Here is a 20764-nt window from a genome sequence, read left to right as displayed (position 1 = left end):
AATACCGTGAGTGCACGACAGGATTATCTGGCTGATCGTGAGCTCTGATAGCGCTGATAACTTTCGGCAGCGACTTGTTTCAGGGCTTTACCGATATTCACATAATCGTATTCATTCAGATTCGCCAGGGAAACGCGTCCGCCGGGCATCGGGGTGCCGAAGCCGGATGCCGGTAACATAACCACACCGGTTTCGTCGGCGATCCTGAACAGTAATGCATTAATGTCCACATTCTGCCGGGCCCACTGGCCGAATTCAGTGCCATATAACCGGCTGGCAATATCGACGAAATCAAGCAGGGTATAATATTCAACTTCCCACTTATCTTCCGGAATGGTCAGTTGCAACTGATGGTAGAGCGCATGGTGACGACGGCGGATCAGTTTTTTCAGTGCGGTTTTGTAATGCTCGTTGATATCGATTAATGAGAACAGGGAAAACAATACCATCTGTACCTGTTGCGGGGTGGATAACCCGGCGGTATGATTCAGGGCCACCACCCGGCTATCGGCGACCAGCCGGTCGATAAATTTTAGTTTGCTGCTGTCGTCAACAATGGAAGAGTAGCGCTTATTCAGCCGCTGATGAATGTCCTGCGGGAACGCGGTGATCTGTTTATCCAGAATATTGTCCTTATGCAGGGCGATAGCCCCCAGCCGCCAGCCGGTCGCACCAAAGTATTTTGACCAGGAATAGACCAGGGCGGTATTTTCAGGACAGTAACTGAATAACGAATTAAATTTATCAGCAAAGGTTCCGTACACATCGTCAGTCAGAATAAATAAGTCAGGGCGTTGTGTCTTCACAATATTTTTAATATAGCTGAGAGCGTGCTCACTCATGCTGACTGAAGGCGGATTACTCGGATTAACGATAAAAAATATTTTAATTTTATCATCTTTGAGTTTATCCAGTTCACTGTCCGGATATTGCCATCCCTGCTCAGCACAGGCATTAATAGTCACTATCTCCAGACCATACTCTTCCAGCAGCGGTATTTCGAAATAAGGTGTAAACGTCGGCATCCCGATCGCGACTTTATCCCCCTTACTGATCAGGTGATTCATTTTCAATGAGTTGAAAATGTAGGTCATGGCTGCGGTACCGCCTTCCACCGGAAATATATCGAATTCCTGGCCCTGCAGTTTATCGCTGCTCATTTCATCAGACAGATATTCATGAACGATCTTTTCACTCAGACTGAGCATTCTGGGCGGAATAGGGTAATTACAGCCAAGGATCCCTTCCACCATCTCATGAATAAAGGCATCAGGATCCAGCCCTAACTGGTCACGTACATAGCTGAGGCTTTTGTTCAGTAAATCAATCCCCGGCTGCCCCTGCTGCTGGTGGAGAAACCGCGTAAACCGGTGGCTGATACCTTCAGCCGCGGGGATCCCCCCCAGTTGCTGTTCCAGATAAGATAATGACAATTCCGCTTCAGCGGTGGCAAACAGGCCCAGCTGGAAAAACGCCTGGCGCGGAGTGGTGGCCAGAAAGTTAGGATTGCCGCGGCCGGCATTCAGCATAATACGGTTAGATTTGCCGCTGGCAACACTGATTAATACATCTTTCAGCTCAAACGGACTCAGGTTTGAGTATTTATTTAAATCATTATTCGTATTCATGGTTATTCCTGTATTAAATATAATGATATTTTCTCTGTAATAACGGGTTACCCGCTGATTACGAGAGGATCATAATCATCACCATGCCCCAGATAGTGAGCAGGGTATTACCTACGGCATAAGTCACGGTATATCCGAGCGCCGGAATATTACTTTTGGCAGCATCACAAATCATCCCCAGTGCGGCGGTAGTGGTTCGTGCTCCGGCAAGGCAGCCAAACAGTAATGCCGGATGGAAACGAAATATCCAGCGGCCGATATACATGGAAATAATCAGCGGAACCAGAGTGGAAAATATTCCCCACAGAAATAAACTGAGTCCCAGAGTCTGCAGGCCATGAATAAAGCCTCCGGCCGCATTTAAACCGACGACTGCAATAAAGACATTCAGACCGGCTGAATTCATAAACCAGACCGTGGGTTGCGGGATATGTCCGAAAGACGGACGCACCGAACGCAGCCATCCGGCAACCAGCCCGGCAATCAGAGTCCCCCCGGCGGTAGACAGGGTGACCGGAATACCTCCGATATTAATCACAATTGCCCCGATGACCGCACCGATAAAAATAACCAGACCGATAAAAGACACATCTGCCATATTGACCGGTTTATCCGCCACCCCTAAATCCCGTGCCGCCCGTTCAATATCTTTTGTCAGCCCGTGGATAGTTAACACATCTCCGCGGTGCAGGGCAGTCCCCGGTAGTACGGGAATCTCATGGGACAGTAAGCCGCGTTTAATTTTACGGATAAATACCCCGTGGGCTGTCGGACGGGATGCCAGTTCCTGCAGTGTTTTTCCATAGTAATTTTTATTGGTGACCAGTACATCGATACCTTCTTCCGGCAGAGCCAGCAGTACCGGATCTGCGATCTCATCAGCATGCTTAAGGACAGAAATAATACTCTGGTATGATCCGCCGACCGCCAGAATATCATCCTGCAGAATGCGTAAATCAGCGGTAATATTGAGTACTTCGCCATTACGGCGCAGTCCTTCAATAAATAACCGGTTATTATTATTTTCCTGTTCGACCTGTTTAATGGTTTTACCGGCGACCGGAGATTTAGCCGATATTTTATAAGCCCGCAGCACGTAATTATGCCAGGCAGTGCCTTCATCATCGATATTACCGGCACTGCCGCCGCCCAGTTTTGCTTCATAGTCTTTACAGGCAGAAGCCAGATCAATCCCCAGCATTTTCGGACCGATCAGCGCCAGGAAAACCGCTGAACCAATGGTGCCGAAAATATAGGTTACCGCGTAGGCAACCGGCATATCATTTAGCGCACCTTGTGTGCTACTGGCCGGTAACCCGAGCCGGTTAATAGCATCGGTGGCTAAGCCCATTGACGATGAGATGGTCTGCGAACCGGCAAATAACCCGGCGGCAGAGCCTAAGTTAAAGTGCGCAGCCCAGGCAGCAATTGCTGCACAGAGCAGACAAATAACGCATACCACCACCGCAAACAGCGCCTGCGGCAGCCCGTCTTTGGCGATACCCTGAACAAACTGTGGCCCGACACCATAGCCGACCGCAAATAAAAACATCAGGAAAAAGATACTTTTTACTGCCGCGGATATTTCGATACCGACCGAACCAATGATCAATGCAGCGATCAGTGTTGATGTCACTACCCCAAGACTAAACCCGCGATAACTTTTTCCGCCAAACCAGTAGCCTATCCCTAATGCTAAAAAAATAGCGATTTCAGGATAAGTACGTAACACGCCGACTATCCAGTTCATTATTCAGTCTCTGTATGAATGTTGAAGTAAGTGTTAATTTTGGTTATGGATTTATAAAATACTATTTTCTCCGGTGCGTTATGTTGTGAAGAAATTAAATATCAGCCACCCGCAGCTATTTTGTTATTTGATGCTTTATATTTCTTTCGGTTTTTATTATGAATGTCATTGTGTTTTTTTAACATTAACTGCTAGTCAGTCATATTATTCAGCAAATCACTGTTTAGTTATCGCTAAGCTGATGAAATTTAATTTCAATTTATTTTTCAGCGGTTAATTTTCATTACTGCTTAATTATATTGTTTTAATAATGATTTTACCGGGGGAATCAGCAATGTTTTTGCGTGTTTTTTTATTATGCTGTGATCTTTGTTGTATTGTGAGCTTAAGGAAGTTTAATGCATTATCGGTTTTTGGTTATTTAGCCGGCAAGACATAGCTGCCTCCCTGGCGGGGGATTAAGCGTGTGTTTCGTCATTCGGTTGTGACGGATTGTCTGTCTATAAATAATCAGTGACAGATTGATATTATTACTGCGGACGGATAGTGACTGACAATAATTAATTATCCTTCACCCCGGCAGAGAGCCGCTCCCCGGCCGGCATGCCATGGCCGGGGAAAAGCACATAAAGCGGCTACTGAGCAGGCCCGCAGAGAAAAGTAGCACAGCGTCTCGGTACTGCTGCCGCGGCTGAACGGAGGTTACCGGTGAGTACGCAGTTTCGGGTCAAGGGCATCACGTAACCCGTCACCCAGCAGATTAAACGCCAGTACTGTCAGAAATATCGCCAGGCAGGGGAACAGAGCGACATGGGGAGCCATCACCATATCAGCACGGGCTTCATTCAGCATTGCCCCCCATTCCGGGGTGGGGGGCTGTGCGCCGAGACCGATAAATGACAGACTGGCAGCCGAAATAATCGAAACACCGATACGCATGGTGAAATAGACGACTATCGACGACAGGGTACCCGGCAAAATATGCCGTAATATAATATGGTGGTCAGGGGCCCCGATACTGCGGGCCGCTTCGATAAAGGTCTGGCGTTTCAGTACCAGGGTATTGCCACGCACCAGCCGGGCAAAGGCCGGTATGCTGAACACCGCCACCGCCAGAATAACGTTAGACATACCGCTGCCCATAATCGCGACTATAGCTATTGCCAGCAGGATGCCGGGGAAAGCGAACAATACATCGCAGATCCGCATAATGATCCGGTCAGCCCAGCCCTGGTAATACCCGGCGATCAGGCCGAGCAGTGTACCTATTACCGAGCCAATCGCGACCGAGAACACTCCCGCCAGCAATGATATACGGGTACCGGCCAGTACACGGCTAAAGATATCCCGTCCCAGAGCATCGACACCGAACCAGTGCACCACAGTCGGTCCCTGATCGAGGCGGTCATAATCAAAAAAGTTTTCAGCATCATAGGGGCTGACCCACGGGCCAATTGCCGCGAGGATCAGTAGCAGTAAAATAAACACCGCAGCACCCATGGCTACCGGCTGCTGCTGAAAACGTTGCCGGAACTCCAGCCACGGAGTGCGTGGCTGATGTGCTTCGAGTAACGGCATTGCTTTCAGGGCTGCGTCACGTCGCCAGTTTTTCATTAAGTCCTCTCAGCGGTAACGGATAGCCGGATTAATCGCTGCATACAGCAGGTCAACCAGCAGATTTATCAGAATAAATTCAAACGAAAACAGCAGAACTTCGGCCTGGATCACCGGATAGTCACGCATAGAAACCGAATCAATCAGTAATCGTCCGAGGCCCGGCCAGTTAAATACCACTTCCACAACAATCGATCCCCCCAGCAGAAAACCGAATTGCAGGCCCATCATGGTGACGACCGGGATCATGGCATTACGCAGGCCATGTTTAAAAATAATCGCAAACTCAGATGCGCCTTTGGCGCGAGCGGTGCGCATATAATCTTCATCCATAATTTCGATAAAAGATGAACGGGTAAAACGCGCCATTACCGCCGCCACTGCCGCCCCGAGAGTCAGTGATGGCAGAATATAGTGCTGCCAGCTTCCGGCCCCGACGGTCGGCAGCCAGCCGAGCTGCACCGAGAAGATTTGCATCAGCAGAATACCGAGGGCAAAGGCAGGGAAGGAAATACCGGAGACCGCCAGCAGCATCCCGAGCCGGTCAGGCCAGCGGTTACGCCATACGGCCGATACAACTCCGATAATTAAACCACACAGGCAGGACCAGAACATGCTGGTCAGGGTCAGCAGCAGGGTGGGCATAAAGCGCATGGCAATTTCCTGGCTGACCGGGCGTTTCGAAACCATTGATTGTCCGAAATCACCCTGTATTAACTGCAGCAGGTAATGCCAGAATTGTACCGGCAGGGGTAAATCCAGCCCCAGCTGATGGCGCAGCATGGCGACCACGCTGTCGTCCGCATCGGCGCCTGCCTGTAACCGGGCCGGGTCGCCGGGCAGCATATGAACAAATAAAAAAACCAGTACCGCGACAATCATCAGTGTCGGGATCATACCCAGCAGGCGTTTGATAAAATAATTAAACATTCACTGTCCTGACGGAGGGGCTGGCATTGCTGCCAGCCCTGTTATTTTACTTCAGATCCGCATCGTCAAAATTAAACGAAGTATCCGGCATAATATAAAAACCGGTCAGATTTTTATTGTTGGCGGAGACCAGTTTTTCAACCACCAGTGGGATCCATGGCTGGTCTTTCCAGATAAGATTCTGTGCATCCTGATACAGGGCGGTTTTTTGTGCATCGTCGGTCGTTTTCAGGGCATCGGCCAGGTCTTTATCCACTTGCGGATTACTGTAAAAAGCCGTATTGAAAATCGCCGGTGGCCATGATGCGGTGGCAAACAGAGGTGTCAGTGCCCAGTCTGCTTCACCGGTGGAGGCGGACCAGCCCGTATAGAACATCCTGACTCCGCTCTCTTTCTGGCCTTTATCTTCGACCTGTGCAGCCCGTTGTCCGGCATCCATAGCCAGTACCTGTACTTTAACGCCAACCTGAGCCAGCTGCTGTTGCACAAACTGCAGTACTTTCTGTGCCGTCGTGTAGTTATGTGACGACCAGAGAGTGGTGGAAAAACCGTTCGGATAACCGGCTTCTTTCAGCAACTCGCGGGCTTTTGCCGGGTCATACACCGGTTCAGGGAAGGTCCGGGCGTAAGCGATGGCCGGAGGCACAATCCCGGTGGCGGGGGTGGCATAGCCGGAGAATGCCACTTTTACCAGGGCCTGGCGGTTGATTGCATAATTGAGTGCTTCACGGACTTTCGGGTTACTGAACGGTTTTTGCGTGACGTTCATACTGATATAACGCTGCATAATCGAAGGCCAGGTGACAACATCCAGTTTATTGTCTTTTTTCAGCAACGGTGCCTGTTCGTAAGGGATAGGAAAGGCCAGCGTTGCTTCGCCGGTTTGCAGCATTGCTGCCCTGGTATTGTTATCCACGACCGGACGCCAGGTGATTTCATCCAGTTTCGGGTAACCTTTTTTCCAGTAACCGTCCCATTTTTTAACTTTCATATCGTCAGTCTGGTTCCAGCTGACAAACTGATACGGGCCGGTACCGACCGGGTGGAAACCGATATCCTTGCCGTATTTTTTCAGTGCGGCCGGAGAGATCATCACTGCTGACGGGTGGGCCAGATTATTGATAAACGCTGAGAACGGCTGTTTCAGGGTCACTTTAACGGTTAAAGGATCAACGACATCGGTATGGGCGATATTTTTAAACAGATTGTAGCGTTTCAGGTGGCTGTCGGGGTTACTGGCGCGGTCAAGGTTCACTTTAACCGCCTCTGCCGTAAAGTCAGTACCGTCCTGGAATTTCACTGCCGGGCGCAGTTTAAACGTATAGGTCAGTCCGTCCTTACTGACGGTATAGCTTTCGGCCAGCACATTCTCCAGCTTCATATTTTTATCGAAGCCAAACAATCCCTGATAGAAAGATTTCGCCACACTCTGGGACAGGGTGTCGTTAGCATCGTACGGGTCCATAGTCGTAAAGCCGGACAAGACGGCAACGACAATATCTTTGGCGGCAAAAGCAGGCATGGCGACGGCACTGCTGCCGATAAGGCCGGCGGCAATCAGCCACTGAGCGGTTTTCTGGTTCATCGTCCTGTTCTCCTGTGATGATTATTATGCCTGGCGGGCTGTCGCGCGCAGAGGGCAGTATGTCGTGAAAGGTCAGCGGATCGGATCCGTACAACGTGCAACAAAATGCTGTGCAGCCACCTGCACCAGGGTCACCGGTGGCGGGGCCTCTCCGCGCCGGTAAATGGCATCCGGGATCTCTTCGACGCGGGTACTGCTGATATGGCGCGGCGCATCCGGATCGGCGACCGGCACCGCAGCCATCAGTTTACGGGTATAAGGATGCTGAGGATTTTCGAAAACCTGCTGACGGGTACCTATCTCAACGATCTGCCCGAGATACATGACAGCGACCCGATGACTGATTCGTTCAACCACCGCCATATCATGGGAAATAAACAGGAAAGCGATACCGTATTCCTGTTGTAAATCCATCATCAGGTTAATGATTTTTGCCTGTACAGAGACATCCAGTGCGGACACCGACTCATCAGCAATCACTACTTTCGGGTTTAAGGCCAGTGCGCGGGCAATACAGATCCGCTGTCGCTGTCCGCCGGAAAATTGATGGGGGTAGCGGCTGGCATGGGCTGCCTGCAAACCGACTTTGATCAGTAATTCTCTGGCCCGTTCGGCAGCAGCGGCGCGATCCATCACGTTATGTACCAGCAACGGTTCCATAATGGAAAAACCGACGGTCTGACGCGGATCCAGTGATGCGTAAGGATCCTGAAAAATAAACTGAATATCACGGCGCAGATGCGCCAGTGCCGATCCGCTGATTTGATCGATTCGCTGCCCGTTAAAGGTGATCGATCCGCCCTGGCTGTCGGCCAGTTTCAGCAGTGAACGGCCGGTGGTGGATTTGCCACAGCCGGATTCGCCGACCAGTGCCAGAGTTTCTCCGGCATACAGATCGAAGCTGACGTGTTCTACGGCATGTACCTGACGTTCGACCCGGTTCAGCCAGCCACCACGGATATCAAAACGGGTCACTAAATCCCGGACCTGTAATACGGGCGGAGCATTACGCTGTACGGTATCCGGCTGAAGTACCAGTGCTGAGTTACCTTCGTCGGGCAGTGGAAATTTTGCCGGTAGCGGCTGACCACGCATCGCGCCGAGAGCAGGGACTGCCGCGAGTAATTCGCGGGTATATTGCTGGCGGGGAGCCACAAATAACTGACGCAGTGGGGCGGTTTCCACCTGCCGGCCATGGTGCATCACCGTCACCCGATCGGCCATTTCGGCCACCACGCCCATATCGTGGGTGATAAAAATCACCCCCATATGCATCTCCTGTTGCAGTTCACGGATCAGATTAAGGATCTGCGCCTGGACGGTAACATCAAGTGCGGTAGTGGGTTCATCGGCAATCAGCAGTGCCGGGCGACAGCTCAGAGCCATGGCGATCATCACCCGCTGACGCATTCCGCCTGAAAGCTGGTGAGGAAAGCGTTGCATCGTATCTGCGGCGGCCGGAATTTTCACCCGTTCCAGTAATTCACAGGCTTGTTTACGGGCCTGTGCGGCGTTGTTTCCCTGATGCAGACGCAGAGATTCGGCGATCTGCTCTCCGACCGGAAATACCGGATTCAGGGAAGTCATGGGTTCCTGGAAGATCATTGCGATATCTGCTCCGCGGATCCTGCGCAGTTGCTGTTGATCGGCGCGGCCAAGATCAAACAGAGATCCGTTGCGCCGCCGCAGCCAGCGCTCACCGGAAACCTGAGCATCGTTCTGCCGGAGCAGACCCATCAGGGCGAGGGAAGTCACGGATTTACCGGAACCGGATTCGCCGACCAGGGCCAGTGTCTCACCACGGTTGACGGACAGTGATAAGCGATCAACGGCCTGAAAATACTGAGGGTTACCTCCGAAGGAAACGCTGAGATTTTCTGCCAGCAGTACCCGTTCCGGATCCCGGATCATTGCCCGGAGGAGATCAGTCATGGCCGTTCCTCAGATGTCTGATAGCTGGCGGTAGATAGCAACCTGCGGCGGGTTTTCGCCCTGAGCAGAGGCGCGGTACATTCCTTCGCTGTTAAAAGGCAGTGCGATATGACCACTGGCATCGACAGCGATCAGACCGCCTTCGCCGTCAAGTTGGCCAATGGTCCGCATCAGATGCTCACAGGCACTGTCCAGAGAGCGTCCGGCATACCTGATCTGTGCCGAAATATCGTAACCGGCCTGGGCCAGTATAAAGACCTCGCCGGTGCCGGTGCAGGAGACGGCGACCTGCTGATCGGCATAGCAGCCCGCGCCCGGCAGCGGAGTATCACCGATACGGCCGGCCCGTTTATTGGTCAGCCCCCCGGTAGACGTGGCTGAGGCCAGGTTGCCAGCGGCATCCAGTGCCACAGCACCCACAGTGCCGAATTTACTTTTCGGATCGATAGGATCACCGCCCTGCAGGGCAGCCGCATCATGGTCCAGCAGAATACCGTCACTCTGCAGGGCCTGTTGCAGCTGTGCGAAACGTTCAGCGGTAGAATAAAAATCTTTGCTGACCATCTCCAGACCTTGTGCGGCGGCGAAATCATCCGCTCCCGGACCCGCCAGCAAGACGTGGGGACTGTGTTCCAGCACGGCTTTGGCCGCCAGCACCGGATTACGTACCCTGCTGACCGCCGCAACGGCACCGGCCTGACGGGTGCGGCCATCCATCAGGCAGGCATCCAGTTCATGGGTCCCCTGATGGGTAAAGACTGAACCTTTACCGGCATTAAATAACGGACATTCTTCCAGCAGACGTACCGCTTCAGTGACGGCGTCTGTGGCGCTACCACCGGCGGTTAAAATATCCTGACCTGCGGTAATAATTTCCTGTAGTGCCTGGCGGTATTGCTGTTCTTTTTCAGGGCTCAGGGCACTACGGGTAATAGTCCCGGCCCCGCCGTGGATTGCAATTGCAGTTTTCACGCCTGTCTGTCCTGTATCCAAGGGAAATAATTTATAGTTATTTATGATTTTTATACATTTTGACTATAAAAATTGCAGAACAGCTTGTAAAGCCTGCTTTTGCTGTCGGTTAATACCCTTTTGTTATGGATAGTAAAAAAAAGACCTAACCGTCGGAGACTGGCACTCTGAAAGAAAATAAATCACCGTCAGTTGAACACAGTGGCTGTGATTTACCGTCGCAGAAGAAGGGCAGGTTAACGGTAAAGGATACCGCCATCGTTCAGAATGGGCTGGCCGGAAATGGCCAGCAAATGCGCCCGCACCGCGATATCCTGCGGCATTTATGTGCTGACGCAACGGTACCCCGGCATATTTTGTCGCGGGGAACAGTGACCGGCGGGCAGGGCTGTGTTATCAGCAGAGGTGATTTCGCAGGCGGTATGCCTGCAGAAAAGTGTCCGGTCTGCATTCTCTGCATATAAACCCGCGCGGTGGTGAACGGGTGAAGGCAGTGATAATCTTTCTGAGCGGCCTCAGTTGTCCCTGAGCTGTGGGGTGGCAAAACGGCGATTCTCCAGTACCGGGACGATTTGCCGTGCATAACGGATCCGCTGCGGATCAACGTCAGCAAACAGTAATCCCGCCGCTTCACCGGCACTGGCGATAATGACACCCAGCGGGTCAGCGACCAGACTGTTGCCGGTATTTTTCGGGCCACATTCCCCCACCGCCACCATATAGCAGGTATTTTCCAGCGCACGGGCACAGGTCAGTAACTCCCAGTGCCTTTCTTTTAGCGGGCCACGCAGCCAGGCTGAGGGCAGAACCAGTACATCGGCCCCTTCTGCAGCCAGCCGTCTGGCCAGTTCCGGAAAACGGATGTCATAACAGATCATCAGTCCGACCTGTAACCCTGCCACCGTAATCAGGGGAGGAACCTGATGACCCGCATCGACCCGGGCTGACTCCTGTACTGCAAAGGCATCATACAGATGCAGTTTCTGATAACGGGCGATAATCTCACCCTGACGGATGGCAAACAGCGTGTTCACTGCCCGCTGATCGGCGGCAGGAATATGCTGGGTAAAAATGGTGGTCACAGATAACCCGCGGCTGGCCGCCAGCAGCGTACTGAGAAAAGGCCCCTCTTCCGGCTGGGCGGCATCAATCACATAGCCTGGCTGGGTATTGTCTCTGGCCAGAATGGCTTCCGGAAGCACCAGCAGATCGGCTCCGCCATCAGTTGCCTGTTGCATCAGTTGCTGACAAGTGGCGGCATTTTCCTGCCATTCGCGGCTGACGGCAAACTGTCCGAGTGCAACTTTCATCACAGTATCCTCTGATAAGGGTGTCCGGGCCATCATAGATAACTCCCGGCGGGGACGCTATTACTGCTGTATAATATTCATCCCTGCGGCAGGTTATCGGTTGTTATCCGTGTCTGAACAGGGTGTTATAACCCGTACCGTAGCGGTAGCCAGTTGCTGTGCCAGGCCCGATGGCAGTGGCTGATCGGTGATTAGGGTATCAAAGGCGGTAATATCGGCGATCCGTGCCGGTAATACTTTGCCGAATTTACTGCTGTCCAGCACCAGTACTTTATGTCCTGCCCGCTGCAGCGCGCGATGTTTCATCGGTAATTCATTAAGGTTGTAACAGGTGACCCCCTGCCGCTCATCCAGACCCGCCGCCGAAATAAAAGCCAGCGCCGGGCATACCTCTTCCAGCTGCGGGTGTGCACCGACTGGCGTAAAAATCGCATTATCAGGATGAAATTCACCTCCGCTGAGGATCACCCGGCAGGCCGTTTTTTCCTGTAATGCCAGGAAAGTATTCATCGATGCCGTCAGTGCGGTAAAGGGCAGGCTATTATCAATGGCGGCAATAATACGTGGCGTTGTGGTTCCGCAGTCAAAAAATACTGTGTCCTGCGGACTGATCAGAGCAGCCGCCAGCCGGGCGAGCTGTTTTTTTTGCGCAGTATGCTGGGTTTGCTGATCAGAAATAAAGTAGTGAGCCGTTTGCTGGCGGGTGGTACTGACAATATAGCCACCCAGCAATAACAATTGCTGCGGGTAATGGCTAAGGTCACGCCGGATGGTCATTCCCGACACTCCCAGTAATGCGGCGGCCCGGCTCAGGTGGATCCGTTGTTCCCGCTTAATTTCCTGCAACAGGAGCTGTATACGTTGTTCGCGTCTGGTTTCCGTCATTCTGTCATTCCCTCACCGGTAATCTGTTGTTCTGGCGGCTGTACTGACAACAGAAGATAACGCTGAAGATTATGCGCATGTCCGGGCAGGAAGCACAAACGATACGGGCAGAAGAAAACATTTCTGCGGCGAGGGCCGGTCAATAACCGCCTGCCGGAGACCTGGCAGGCGGCGGGAGATCAGGTTTCTTCGTCTTCGTGTTTACGGTAGGGGAATTTAATATGGCCGTAGCGGACAATTAACACCGCAACACCCAGCAACACGATAGCCAGTGCATACCAGACAATTTCCTGAGGTTTAATATCGCTGGGCTCGGTCATCAGATGACGGGCGATACCGACCATCGCGATATACAGCGGCATACGTACCGGTAACTGACCCATTTTCCAGTAGGTTTCGGTCATTGAGATAAATTCGAGATACATAAACAGCAACAGGATATCGCTGACTGTGATGTGCCGGTTGATCACCATGGTCACCACATGGCTGAGTCCGGCAAAAATGGTTGAAAGCAGAATGATCACCAATCCGCCTTTTTCGATGACGGAATGGATACTGCGCGGGAACTTCATCGTTGTCTCCGAAATAAGTAATCGCCTGCGGGCGTAATTATCACTACAGGTGACTGATTTTAAAAAATACCGTCCGCAGAGGGAAATTAATTACTGCTACCGGGTATTGCAGCCAGTCCGGACAGGGCCTGCTGCTGCCCTGCATACCCTCTGCCGGTAAATGATTGCTGTAAAAAACAGCAACTAAACCAGAGGTGCTGGATAAGCAGCCACAGATACCTTATAATCCACGCCACTTAAAGGCCCCTTAGCTCAGTGGTCAGAGCAGGCGACTCATAATCGCTTGGTCGCTGGTTCAAACCCAGCAGGGGCCACCAAATAAAACAAAGACTCAGATAATAAATTATCTGGGTCTTTTTTTTGCTCGCTAACCAGTGCAGTAATAGGCGGGCAATCCCCGTGTTTAACGGAGGCGGTAAGTGTCGAGGTAGTTGTCACCCCCGGTTAATTTAAGCCGCCTGTTTTTCCCGTTCCGGGTTCAGGGTTACCGGACCTTCCGGCTGCCAGTTTCTTGTTTTACCTGACCATCGTTCAGGATGAGCCTGTCTCGCGCTCCGGTACAGTTCATCACGCTGTTTAAGAAGCACATGATCTTCTCCGCGCACCACCGACGGTAACCAGGTGATATCCCATGACCAGACCTGACAGGGTCCGGTGGCGGTATAGGTTGTCGGGACGGCGGCCTTTTGCTGACGTGCCTGACGCCCCCGGCAGTGCACTTCGCCTGACCGCCGCAGCACACGGTAAAATGTGGATTCACTCGCCAGGTAAATGCTTTTGTCGGCCAGCTGCGGCACGATTTGTGACGGCGGCAGGCTGGCATATTCCGGCTGATGGCAGACATCCCGTATCCGGCTTTCTTCCTCAGAGGATAACCGGTTAAACGGTACCGGCCTGAGGGCTTCAGGTCTGCCGTCACGTGGTGTTTTCTGCCAGCGGCGCCAGGTGCGCAGACTCAGCTGTACTTCCCGGCAGGCAATAACAAGCCGGGCACCTGAGCTGACAGCTTCATTAATCCACACAATAAACTGTTGTCGCTCATTGTACGGCGTCAGTCTTCCCCGCCGGTTTCCCCGTAGTAATCCGTAAGCTTTTTTCGCAGTACCAGTATGGCTGCCGCCTCCGCCAGGGCTTTTTCTTTGCGGAGCAGTTCTTTCTTCAGCTGCTTATTTTCTTTCAGGCTCTGTTTCAGGGCGGCTTTATCATTAGGGTTTTCAGTCTGCATAAAACCCTGTTTCCACTGAATAATCTGTTCCGGATACAGGCCTTTTTTACGGCAGTATTCTGCAGTCTCTGCCTCACTCAGTGTGGCGGTTTCGACTATCACGGCAAAGCGTGCTTCTGCTGACCATTGTTCACTGTTCTTTTCTGCACCGGGCACCGGTTTCCCCTCTGATTTAGCCTGATTACGCCAGTTATACAGGGTAGCTTCGGATATTCCTTCCATCTGTGCAACAGCCGTGACAGTCATATTGTAAGGCGGTAACAGTTTTGCCAGTGTTGCAGCCTTACGCTCCGGTGAAATACGTTTCATGTGTCACTCCATGCCCTCAGATTGATTTTTCAGAGGGGGTGACAACTATGCTGACACTGAGGGATATTCCCCGGCGAGGAGCGATTCTCTGCCAGAAGCTGAAGACGATTTGGACAGGGAGCCAATGGTCAATAACGACAGAAAATTCGTTCCCGGACTCGGCCAGATAAATAAAGAAGCGATAACACCATTAATCCCTTAAGCCGAAGTCCCTGTTATAGTTTTTTCTTCTTTAATATCCTTCATATCATGACGGGCATCTCTTTTCAGTCAAATTACAATCCGGTTAATATTGCATCAGTTACCCCCTGACGCTGACAAGGAAAAGCAAATGGATCGTCAATACAACAATGGACTGACCGCAGAACAACGGCTTTCAGCCACAGTGCAATCCCTGTTTACGGCGGAAGCACCGGCCACAATTACTGAGGCAGCGCGTGTGCTTATCGCTGGCCCGCAGGCATATTGCTGGCAGCATGCTGTTAACACCCTGTACCGGGCTACAACAGAGGGCAGACAGAGTAATCTCGTGCCGGAGGATTTCCTGTCATCCTGTGAGGTGGCGTAATGGGAAACCGTTCGAACTGTTATGGCCGGGGAACCGCACTGGAGGGTGATAAAACCACCACCGGTGCTGTGTGTATTGCCTCCATGTCCAATGATACTGAACACGGACGCAGGGTGGTTCGTGTCGGGGACAAAACCACCCCCTGTCCTGTATGCGGTGAGGCAGGGGTTATCGTCTCCGGTGAACCCCGTGATACCAATCATGGAAAAATAGCAGCGGTGGATGGTTCAGTTGTGCGCTGTGGCTGCCCGTCAGGGTCTAACCGGATTATCGCGCCGGCAGGACAATGGGTTGGCAGGGGCCCGGACCCTTCTGTTGCAGCCCTTGCGGCACTGGTTGCTGAACGTCAGGCCGCAGCAGAAGAAAGAACTAAACAACTGGCTGAAGAACGTGACCGCAATCGTGTGTTTGCCAAATCCTGCCTGCGGGGTGAAGGTTGTAATGATGCCGGGGAAGAGCAGGAACCCCATACTCATTTTGCGGCAATGGCATTTTATCAGGCCGTTCCCCCTGCTGATCCAGCTTCCGATACTGATGTTCCCCAACATGCTCAGACCGCCAGGAAAAACAAACCTGCTGAAGATATTCCACAGCCGAAAAAGCGAAGCGCCCTGTATAAATGGTGGTTCGGTAATTATGAAGAAATCGAATACCAGCGGGCAACAGCCGCAGCGACAAGTGCTGCTAATGCTCAGACGGCTGTTGAAGGAGCCAGTGTTCTTACCCTGATTGGTGGAAATGCCATTACATCAGGAACGTGGGCGGTAAAACTGGGTGAGTTAGCACGCGGAGTTGGAAGAATAGCGGCCAGCGGCCCCGGTGCTCCCATCGCGGCAGTCGTGTTGGGAATGATGCCCGGCAGACTCAATGATGGCGAACAGGACTTTATTGACCGGATGCGTCTGGAACAGATGCGTGAAGCACCAAGCCGTGTGCGTTATACCTGGGAGCAGGATGATAAAGGCAATCCTGTTCCTCATGGCTGGCATACGCCACCGGGTAAAGACAGGGTGCGTGTGCGCAAAATGGAGTGGGACAGCAGCCGGAAAGCGTATACATTCACCACAGAGGAAGATCCGCGCATCACCATCATCTGGACGCCCGACAGTTCAGGTGTCAATGCGCCTTCAAATACAGGCAACCGGCACCCGGTAAGGATACCAAACCCTGTTATTGTTGATCCGCTGCCGGAAAATACCCGTATTGAGGCGACAACCACACCGGCACCGGAAGAGAAGACATTTGCGGATTATATTCTTGTTCTGCCAGTGTCGGATATTCCGCCGATTTATGTTTATATAAACGCGGATCATAAATACTACACTGCGCCGAAAGAAAATCCTCCGCTACCTGCGTATCCTGATGCCAAAAAAGCGCAAGCTAAAACACCTGTTAAGGGCGGTGGGAAACTACGTAATCGTTGGAAAGATTCAAAAGGAAAAATCTATGAGTGGGATTCTCAACATGGCACGGTAGAAGTTTATGATCGTTCAGGTCGCAATCATTTAGGTGAATTTAATCATATCACTGGTGAGCAAACAAAACCCGCGGACCCAACAAGAAAGGTGGAAAAATGACGATAGCGTATACTATTGATGTATATAGTAAAGTGGATGAGACGTTGCTTCTTGAAATTGAAATCCCAGAGAATAAACTGTCAGATGTAGCTGAAATTATGGGATGGAGTGAAGAGGATAAAAAGGAATTTTCATTAGGAATTGGTGTTTATAATATTAATGAAAGCCAAGCGATTAAATTAGAGAACTTACTATGTAAAAAATTCTATTCCTCTGATAACTCTCTACAGATTTCAGGCGGCAGTGTCTAATACATTACAAATATCTCTGAAGCAGCACGAAATACCTTGGGAGGGATTACCGCCGATGATTGCAGGTCGTGAAGGAGAAGAGATGCCGGAGGAGTTCCTGCCACCCTGTGAGGTGGCGTAATGGGAAACCGTTCGAACTGTTATGGCCGGGGAACCGCACTGGAGGGTGATAAAACCACCACCGGTGCTGTGTGTATCGCCTCCATGTCCAATGATACTGAACATGGGCGCAGGGTGGTTCGTGTCGGGGACAAAACCACCCCCTGTCCTGTATGCGGTGAGGCAGGGGTTATCGTCTCCGGTGAACCCCGTGATACCAATAATGGAAAAATAGCAGCGGTGGATGGTTCAGTTGTGCGCTGTAGCTGCCCGTCAGGGGCTAACCGGATTATCGCGCCGGCAGGACAATGGGTTGGCAGAGGCCCGGATCCTTCTGTTGCAGCCCTTGCGGCACTGGTTGCTGAACGTCAGGCCGCAGCAGAAGAAAGAACTAAACAACGGGCGGAAGAACGTGACCGCAATCGTGTGTTTGCCAAATCCTGCCTGCGGGGTGAAGGTTGTAATGATGCCGGGGAAGAGCAGGAACCCCATACTCATTTTGCGGCGATGGCATTTTATCAGGCCGTTCCCCCTGCTGATCCAGCTTCCGATACTGATGTTCCCCAACATGCTCAGACCGCCAGGAAAAACAAACCTGCTGAAGATATTCCACAGCCGAAAAAGCGAAGCGCCCTGTATAAATGGTGGTTCGGTAATTATGAAGAAATCGAATACCAGCGGGCAACAGCCGCAGCGACGAGTGCTGCTAATGCTCAGACGGCTGTTGAAGGAGCCAGTGTTCTTACCCTGATTGGTGGAAATGCCATTACATCAGGAACGTGGGCGGTAAAACTGGGTGAGTTAGCACGCGGAGTTGGAAGAATAGCGGCCAGCGGCCCCGGTGCTCCCATCGCGGCAGTCGTGTTGGGAATGATGCCCGGCAGGCTCAATGACGGTGAACAGGACTTTATTGACCGGATACGTCTGGAACAGATGCGTGAAGCACCGACGCGTGTGCGTTATACGTGGGAACAGGATGATAAAGGCAATCCTGTTCCTCATGGCTGGCATACGCCACCGGGTAAAGACAGGGTGCGTGTGCGCAAAATGGAGTGGGACAGCAGCCGGAAAGCGTATACATTCACCACAGAGGAAGATCCGCGCATCACCATCATCTGGACGCCCGACAGTTCAGGTGTCAATGCGCCTTCAAATACAGGCAACCGGCACCCGGTAAGGATACCAAACCCTGTTATTGTTGATCCGCTGCCGGAAAATACCCGCATCGAGGCGACAACCACTCCGGCGCCGGAAGAGAAGAATTTTGCGGATTATATTCTTATTCTGCCAGTGTCGGATATTCCGCCGATTTATGTATATCTTAGTCAGGGATGTTCAGGTATTCCTGATAAAAATCATGATTATCATCCAGCCCCGGAAACTAGTGAAATTGGTATTCCAGGTCTCAGACAGGCTAAGAAAAAAACACCTAAACAAGGTGGGGGTGGACTTAGAGAGCGCTGGGTTGATGCTAAAGGTAGGAGGATTTACGAATGGGATTCTCAGCACGGTGAGCTTGAGGAATACAGGGCAAGCGATGGTGAGCATTTAGGGTCTGTAGATTATAAAACAGGTAAGCAGTTAAAACCTGCAGTTAAAAGCCGAAATATTAAAAGATACCTTTGAGGTGAAAGATGGGACTGAAATTAATATTAGAATGGTTTGATAAAACAGATGATATTTTGATCAATAAAGAGACCTCTGCAGATTTAGGTCAGGATGGGAGTCTAATCAAAAAATTTAATTTACCATTTGATGGAAGAATATATGACGGCGGATTCGATGTATTAAGTTCGTGGAAGAATGATTTACAACCATTATTTTCACACCACATTGATTTCGATAAATATGACTACCAGCTGGTATTTAAACGAGATTAATAAAATAATATAGGTTTTCTATTCTAGTACTTAGCACTCGGTAGTTGTTTAGTCGCAGCACACTGTTCTTTATGTGCTGCTCAACGGGCGGAAGAGCGTGATCGCAATCGTGTGTTTGCCAAATCCTGCCTGCGGGGTGAAGGTTGTAATGATGCCGGGGAAGAGCAGGAACCCCATACTCATTTTGCGGCGATGGCATTTTATCAGGCCGTTTCCCCTGCTGATCCAGCTTCCGATACTGATGTTCCCCAACATGCTCAGACCGCCAGGAAAAACAAACCTGCTGAAGATATTCCACAGCCGAAAAAGCGAAGCGCCCTGTATAAATGGTGGTTCGGTAATTATGAAGAAGTGGAATACCCGCGGGCAACAGCCGCAGCGACAAGTGCTGCTAATGTTCAGACGGCTGTTGAAGGAGCCAGAGTTCTTACCCTGATTGGTGGAAATGCCATTACATCAGGAACGTGGGCGGTAAAACTGGGTGAGTTAGCAAGCGGAGCAGGAAGAATAGCGGCCAGCGGCCCCGGTGCTCCCATCGCGGCAGTCGTGTTGGGAATGATGCCCGGCAGGCTCAATGACGGTGAACAGGACTTTATTGACCGGATACGTCTGGAACAGATGCGTGAAGCACCAAGCCGTGTGCGTTATACGTGGGAACAGGATGATAAAGGCAATCCGGTTCCTCATGGCTGGCACACGCCACCCGGTAAGGATACCAAACCCTGTTATTGTTGATCCGCTGCCGGAAAATACCCGCATCGAGGCGACAACCACTCCGGCGCCGGAAGAGAAGAATTTTGCGGATTATATTCTTGTTCTGCCACTGCCTAATATTCCACCAATATATATTTATCTGAATGCTGATCATAAATATCATGTGGCTCCAAAGGGAAATCTTCCATTACCTGCCTTCCCAGATGCTAAAACAGCTAAAAAAAGGACCCCGGTTAAGGGCGGGAGATCATTGCGTTCAAGATGGAAAGATTCTAAAGGGCGTATCTATGAATGGGATTCACAACACGGTACGGTCGAAATTTATGATCGTTCAGGGCGCAATCATTTAGGCGAGTTTGACCCAATAACAGGTGAGCAAACTAAACCAGCAGATCCGACAAGAAAGGTAGAAAAATGACAATTATTTATACTATTGATGCTTTCGAACGTGTAGATGAACTACTCGTCTTCGAAATCGATATACCAAAAGAAAAACTCCCGGAAATAGCTAAAGTCATGGTTTGGACGGATGAAGACTATAGTGACTTTACTGCAGGGATCGGTGGATGGGATCTTACCAGCCAACAGGTCAAGGCAATTGAGAAAATCTTGGATAAAAACTTTTTCCAAGAAAATTTGGATTTTCAAATATCAGGTGGGGAACTCTGAAATAGAGTTATCCTCGCTTTAAAGCGCGTTTTCAATTATCTATCCAACCCCTCAGTGTCAGCATAGTTGTCACCCCCTCTGAAAAATCAATCTGAGGGCATGGAGTGACACATGAAACGTATTNGCTACCCTGTATAACTGGCGTAATCAGGCTAAATCAGAGGGGAAACCGGTGCCCGGTGCAGAGAAAACAACAGACCAATGGTCAGCAGAAGCACGCTTTGCTGTGATAGTCGAAACTGCCACGCTTTCCGAGGCTGAAGTGGCAGAATACTGCCGTAAAAAAGGCCTGTA

18 protein-coding genes, 1 tRNA gene and 2 pseudogenes are annotated in these 20764 nt (G+C 51.1%); 10 read left to right on the top strand and 11 right to left on the bottom strand.

The features are described from left to right. Positions 1-23 precede the first annotated feature (23 nt). From JK216_RS11855 to JK216_RS11810, 10 genes are all read right to left on the bottom strand, one after another. A complete protein-coding gene (locus tag JK216_RS11855) occupies positions 24-1628 on the bottom strand; it encodes a bifunctional aspartate transaminase/aspartate 4-decarboxylase (protein ID WP_212711714.1) in 1605 nt (534 codons plus the stop codon). Between the two features lie 58 nt (positions 1629-1686). Beyond that, complete coding sequence (aspT, locus tag JK216_RS11850; protein WP_212708598.1) at positions 1687-3378, bottom strand: aspartate-alanine antiporter; 1692 nt, start codon at positions 3376-3378, stop codon at positions 1687-1689. Positions 3379-4080: 702 nt separating this feature from the next. Further along, positions 4081-4992 (bottom strand): glutathione ABC transporter permease GsiD, encoded by a 912-nt coding sequence (gsiD, locus tag JK216_RS11845; protein WP_212711715.1) that lies wholly within the window; start codon positions 4990-4992, stop codon positions 4081-4083. A 9-nt stretch (positions 4993-5001) separates the two neighbouring features. Next, positions 5002-5922, bottom strand: a complete 921-nt coding sequence (gene gsiC, locus JK216_RS11840) for a glutathione ABC transporter permease GsiC (RefSeq protein WP_212708596.1) — start codon at positions 5920-5922, stop codon at positions 5002-5004. Positions 5923-5968: 46 nt separating this feature from the next. Then, a complete protein-coding gene (gsiB, locus tag JK216_RS11835; protein WP_212708595.1) occupies positions 5969-7507 on the bottom strand; it encodes a glutathione ABC transporter substrate-binding protein GsiB in 1539 nt (512 codons plus the stop codon). Between the two features lie 72 nt (positions 7508-7579). Then, positions 7580-9439: a dipeptide ABC transporter ATP-binding protein gene (locus tag JK216_RS11830; RefSeq protein ID WP_212711716.1), complete on the bottom strand. Its 1860-nt coding sequence runs from the start codon at positions 9437-9439 to the stop codon at positions 7580-7582. A 9-nt stretch (positions 9440-9448) separates the two neighbouring features. Further along, complete coding sequence (locus JK216_RS11825; protein ID WP_212708593.1) at positions 9449-10411, bottom strand: isoaspartyl peptidase/L-asparaginase; 963 nt, start codon at positions 10409-10411, stop codon at positions 9449-9451. A gap of 515 nt (positions 10412-10926) precedes the next feature. Beyond that, a complete protein-coding gene (locus tag JK216_RS11820; protein WP_212711717.1) occupies positions 10927-11721 on the bottom strand; it encodes a deaminated glutathione amidase in 795 nt (264 codons plus the stop codon). A 93-nt stretch (positions 11722-11814) separates the two neighbouring features. Further along, on the bottom strand, positions 11815-12606 hold the full coding sequence (gene deoR, locus JK216_RS11815) for a DNA-binding transcriptional repressor DeoR (RefSeq protein WP_212711718.1): 792 nt from the start codon (positions 12604-12606) through the stop codon (positions 11815-11817). 179 nt (positions 12607-12785) lie between these two features. Beyond that, the gene (locus tag JK216_RS11810; protein WP_212710676.1) at positions 12786-13178 is read right to left on the bottom strand and encodes a phosphate-starvation-inducible PsiE family protein; all 393 of its coding nucleotides are present in this window, start codon (positions 13176-13178) and stop codon (positions 12786-12788) included. A gap of 241 nt (positions 13179-13419) precedes the next feature. On the opposite strand from JK216_RS11810, the gene JK216_RS11805 reads away from it, so the two are divergent. Then, a tRNA-Ile gene (locus JK216_RS11805) sits at positions 13420-13495 on the top strand. Positions 13496-13627: 132 nt separating this feature from the next. Here the strand turns inward: JK216_RS11805 and JK216_RS11800 are convergent. Further along, positions 13628-14712, bottom strand: a pseudogene (locus tag JK216_RS11800) (transposase). A 331-nt stretch (positions 14713-15043) separates the two neighbouring features. Here JK216_RS11800 and JK216_RS11795 point away from each other — a divergent pair. The 9 genes and pseudogenes from JK216_RS11795 to JK216_RS17045 form a co-directional block, all read left to right on the top strand. Further along, positions 15044-15280: a hypothetical protein gene (locus JK216_RS11795; RefSeq protein WP_212711719.1), complete on the top strand. Its 237-nt coding sequence runs from the start codon at positions 15044-15046 to the stop codon at positions 15278-15280. Continuing rightward, on the top strand, positions 15280-16857 hold the full coding sequence (locus JK216_RS11790; RefSeq protein WP_212711720.1) for an S-type pyocin domain-containing protein: 1578 nt from the start codon (positions 15280-15282) through the stop codon (positions 16855-16857). Before JK216_RS11795 ends, JK216_RS11790 begins: the two co-directional genes overlap by 1 nt. After that, positions 16854-17108 (top strand): hypothetical protein, encoded by a 255-nt coding sequence (locus JK216_RS11785; protein WP_212711721.1) that lies wholly within the window; start codon positions 16854-16856, stop codon positions 17106-17108. The genes JK216_RS11790 and JK216_RS11785 overlap by 4 nt, the downstream gene beginning before the upstream one ends. A 120-nt stretch (positions 17109-17228) precedes the next feature. Next, the gene (locus JK216_RS11780; protein ID WP_212711722.1) at positions 17229-18833 is read left to right on the top strand and encodes an S-type pyocin domain-containing protein; all 1605 of its coding nucleotides are present in this window, start codon (positions 17229-17231) and stop codon (positions 18831-18833) included. A gap of 8 nt (positions 18834-18841) precedes the next feature. Beyond that, complete coding sequence (locus JK216_RS11775; RefSeq protein WP_212711723.1) at positions 18842-19087, top strand: colicin E3-like toxin immunity protein; 246 nt, start codon at positions 18842-18844, stop codon at positions 19085-19087. A 111-nt stretch (positions 19088-19198) separates the two neighbouring features. Next, on the top strand, positions 19199-19822 hold the full coding sequence (locus JK216_RS11770) for a hypothetical protein (protein WP_212711728.1): 624 nt from the start codon (positions 19199-19201) through the stop codon (positions 19820-19822). Next, on the top strand, positions 19773-20219 hold the full coding sequence (locus JK216_RS11765; protein ID WP_249213112.1) for a colicin E3/pyocin S6 family cytotoxin: 447 nt from the start codon (positions 19773-19775) through the stop codon (positions 20217-20219). Before JK216_RS11770 ends, JK216_RS11765 begins: the two co-directional genes overlap by 50 nt. Then, positions 20216-20470: a pyocin S6 family toxin immunity protein gene (locus tag JK216_RS11760; RefSeq protein ID WP_212711724.1), complete on the top strand. Its 255-nt coding sequence runs from the start codon at positions 20216-20218 to the stop codon at positions 20468-20470. Before JK216_RS11765 ends, JK216_RS11760 begins: the two co-directional genes overlap by 4 nt. Positions 20471-20597: 127 nt before the next feature. Beyond that, positions 20598-20764: pseudogene (locus tag JK216_RS17045) on the top strand (IS3 family transposase); the annotation flags it as partial.

This window comes from Tatumella sp. JGM94 (assembly GCF_018257595.1).
Taxonomy (GTDB): Bacteria; Pseudomonadota; Gammaproteobacteria; order Enterobacterales; family Enterobacteriaceae; genus Tatumella; species Tatumella punctata.
Note: the sequence above shows the minus strand (reverse complement) of the source record. Positions and strands in the feature narration are given on the sequence as shown.

Excerpts from the sequence above, each read along its gene's own strand:
- JK216_RS11855 (WP_212711714.1), bottom strand. The coding sequence starts at position 1,628 with ATGAATACGAATAATGATTTAAATAAATACTCAAACCTGAGTCCGTTT.
- aspT (WP_212708598.1), bottom strand. The coding sequence starts at position 3,378 with ATGAACTGGATAGTCGGCGTGTTACGTACTTATCCTGAAATCGCTATT.
- gsiD (WP_212711715.1), bottom strand. The coding sequence starts at position 4,992 with ATGAAAAACTGGCGACGTGACGCAGCCCTGAAAGCAATGCCGTTACTC.
- gsiC (WP_212708596.1), bottom strand. The coding sequence starts at position 5,922 with ATGTTTAATTATTTTATCAAACGCCTGCTGGGTATGATCCCGACACTG.
- gsiB (WP_212708595.1), bottom strand. The coding sequence starts at position 7,507 with ATGAACCAGAAAACCGCTCAGTGGCTGATTGCCGCCGGCCTTATCGGC.
- JK216_RS11830 (WP_212711716.1), bottom strand. The coding sequence starts at position 9,439 with ATGACTGATCTCCTCCGGGCAATGATCCGGGATCCGGAACGGGTACTG.
- JK216_RS11820 (WP_212711717.1), bottom strand. The coding sequence starts at position 11,721 with ATGAAAGTTGCACTCGGACAGTTTGCCGTCAGCCGCGAATGGCAGGAA.
- deoR (WP_212711718.1), bottom strand. The coding sequence starts at position 12,606 with ATGACGGAAACCAGACGCGAACAACGTATACAGCTCCTGTTGCAGGAA.
- JK216_RS11810 (WP_212710676.1), bottom strand. The coding sequence starts at position 13,178 with ATGAAGTTCCCGCGCAGTATCCATTCCGTCATCGAAAAAGGCGGATTG.
- JK216_RS11795 (WP_212711719.1), top strand. The coding sequence starts at position 15,044 with ATGGATCGTCAATACAACAATGGACTGACCGCAGAACAACGGCTTTCA.
- JK216_RS11790 (WP_212711720.1), top strand. The coding sequence starts at position 15,280 with ATGGGAAACCGTTCGAACTGTTATGGCCGGGGAACCGCACTGGAGGGT.
- JK216_RS11785 (WP_212711721.1), top strand. The coding sequence starts at position 16,854 with ATGACGATAGCGTATACTATTGATGTATATAGTAAAGTGGATGAGACG.
- JK216_RS11780 (WP_212711722.1), top strand. The coding sequence starts at position 17,229 with ATGGGAAACCGTTCGAACTGTTATGGCCGGGGAACCGCACTGGAGGGT.
- JK216_RS11775 (WP_212711723.1), top strand. The coding sequence starts at position 18,842 with ATGGGACTGAAATTAATATTAGAATGGTTTGATAAAACAGATGATATT.
- JK216_RS11765 (WP_249213112.1), top strand. The coding sequence starts at position 19,773 with ATGGCTGGCACACGCCACCCGGTAAGGATACCAAACCCTGTTATTGTT.
- JK216_RS11760 (WP_212711724.1), top strand. The coding sequence starts at position 20,216 with ATGACAATTATTTATACTATTGATGCTTTCGAACGTGTAGATGAACTA.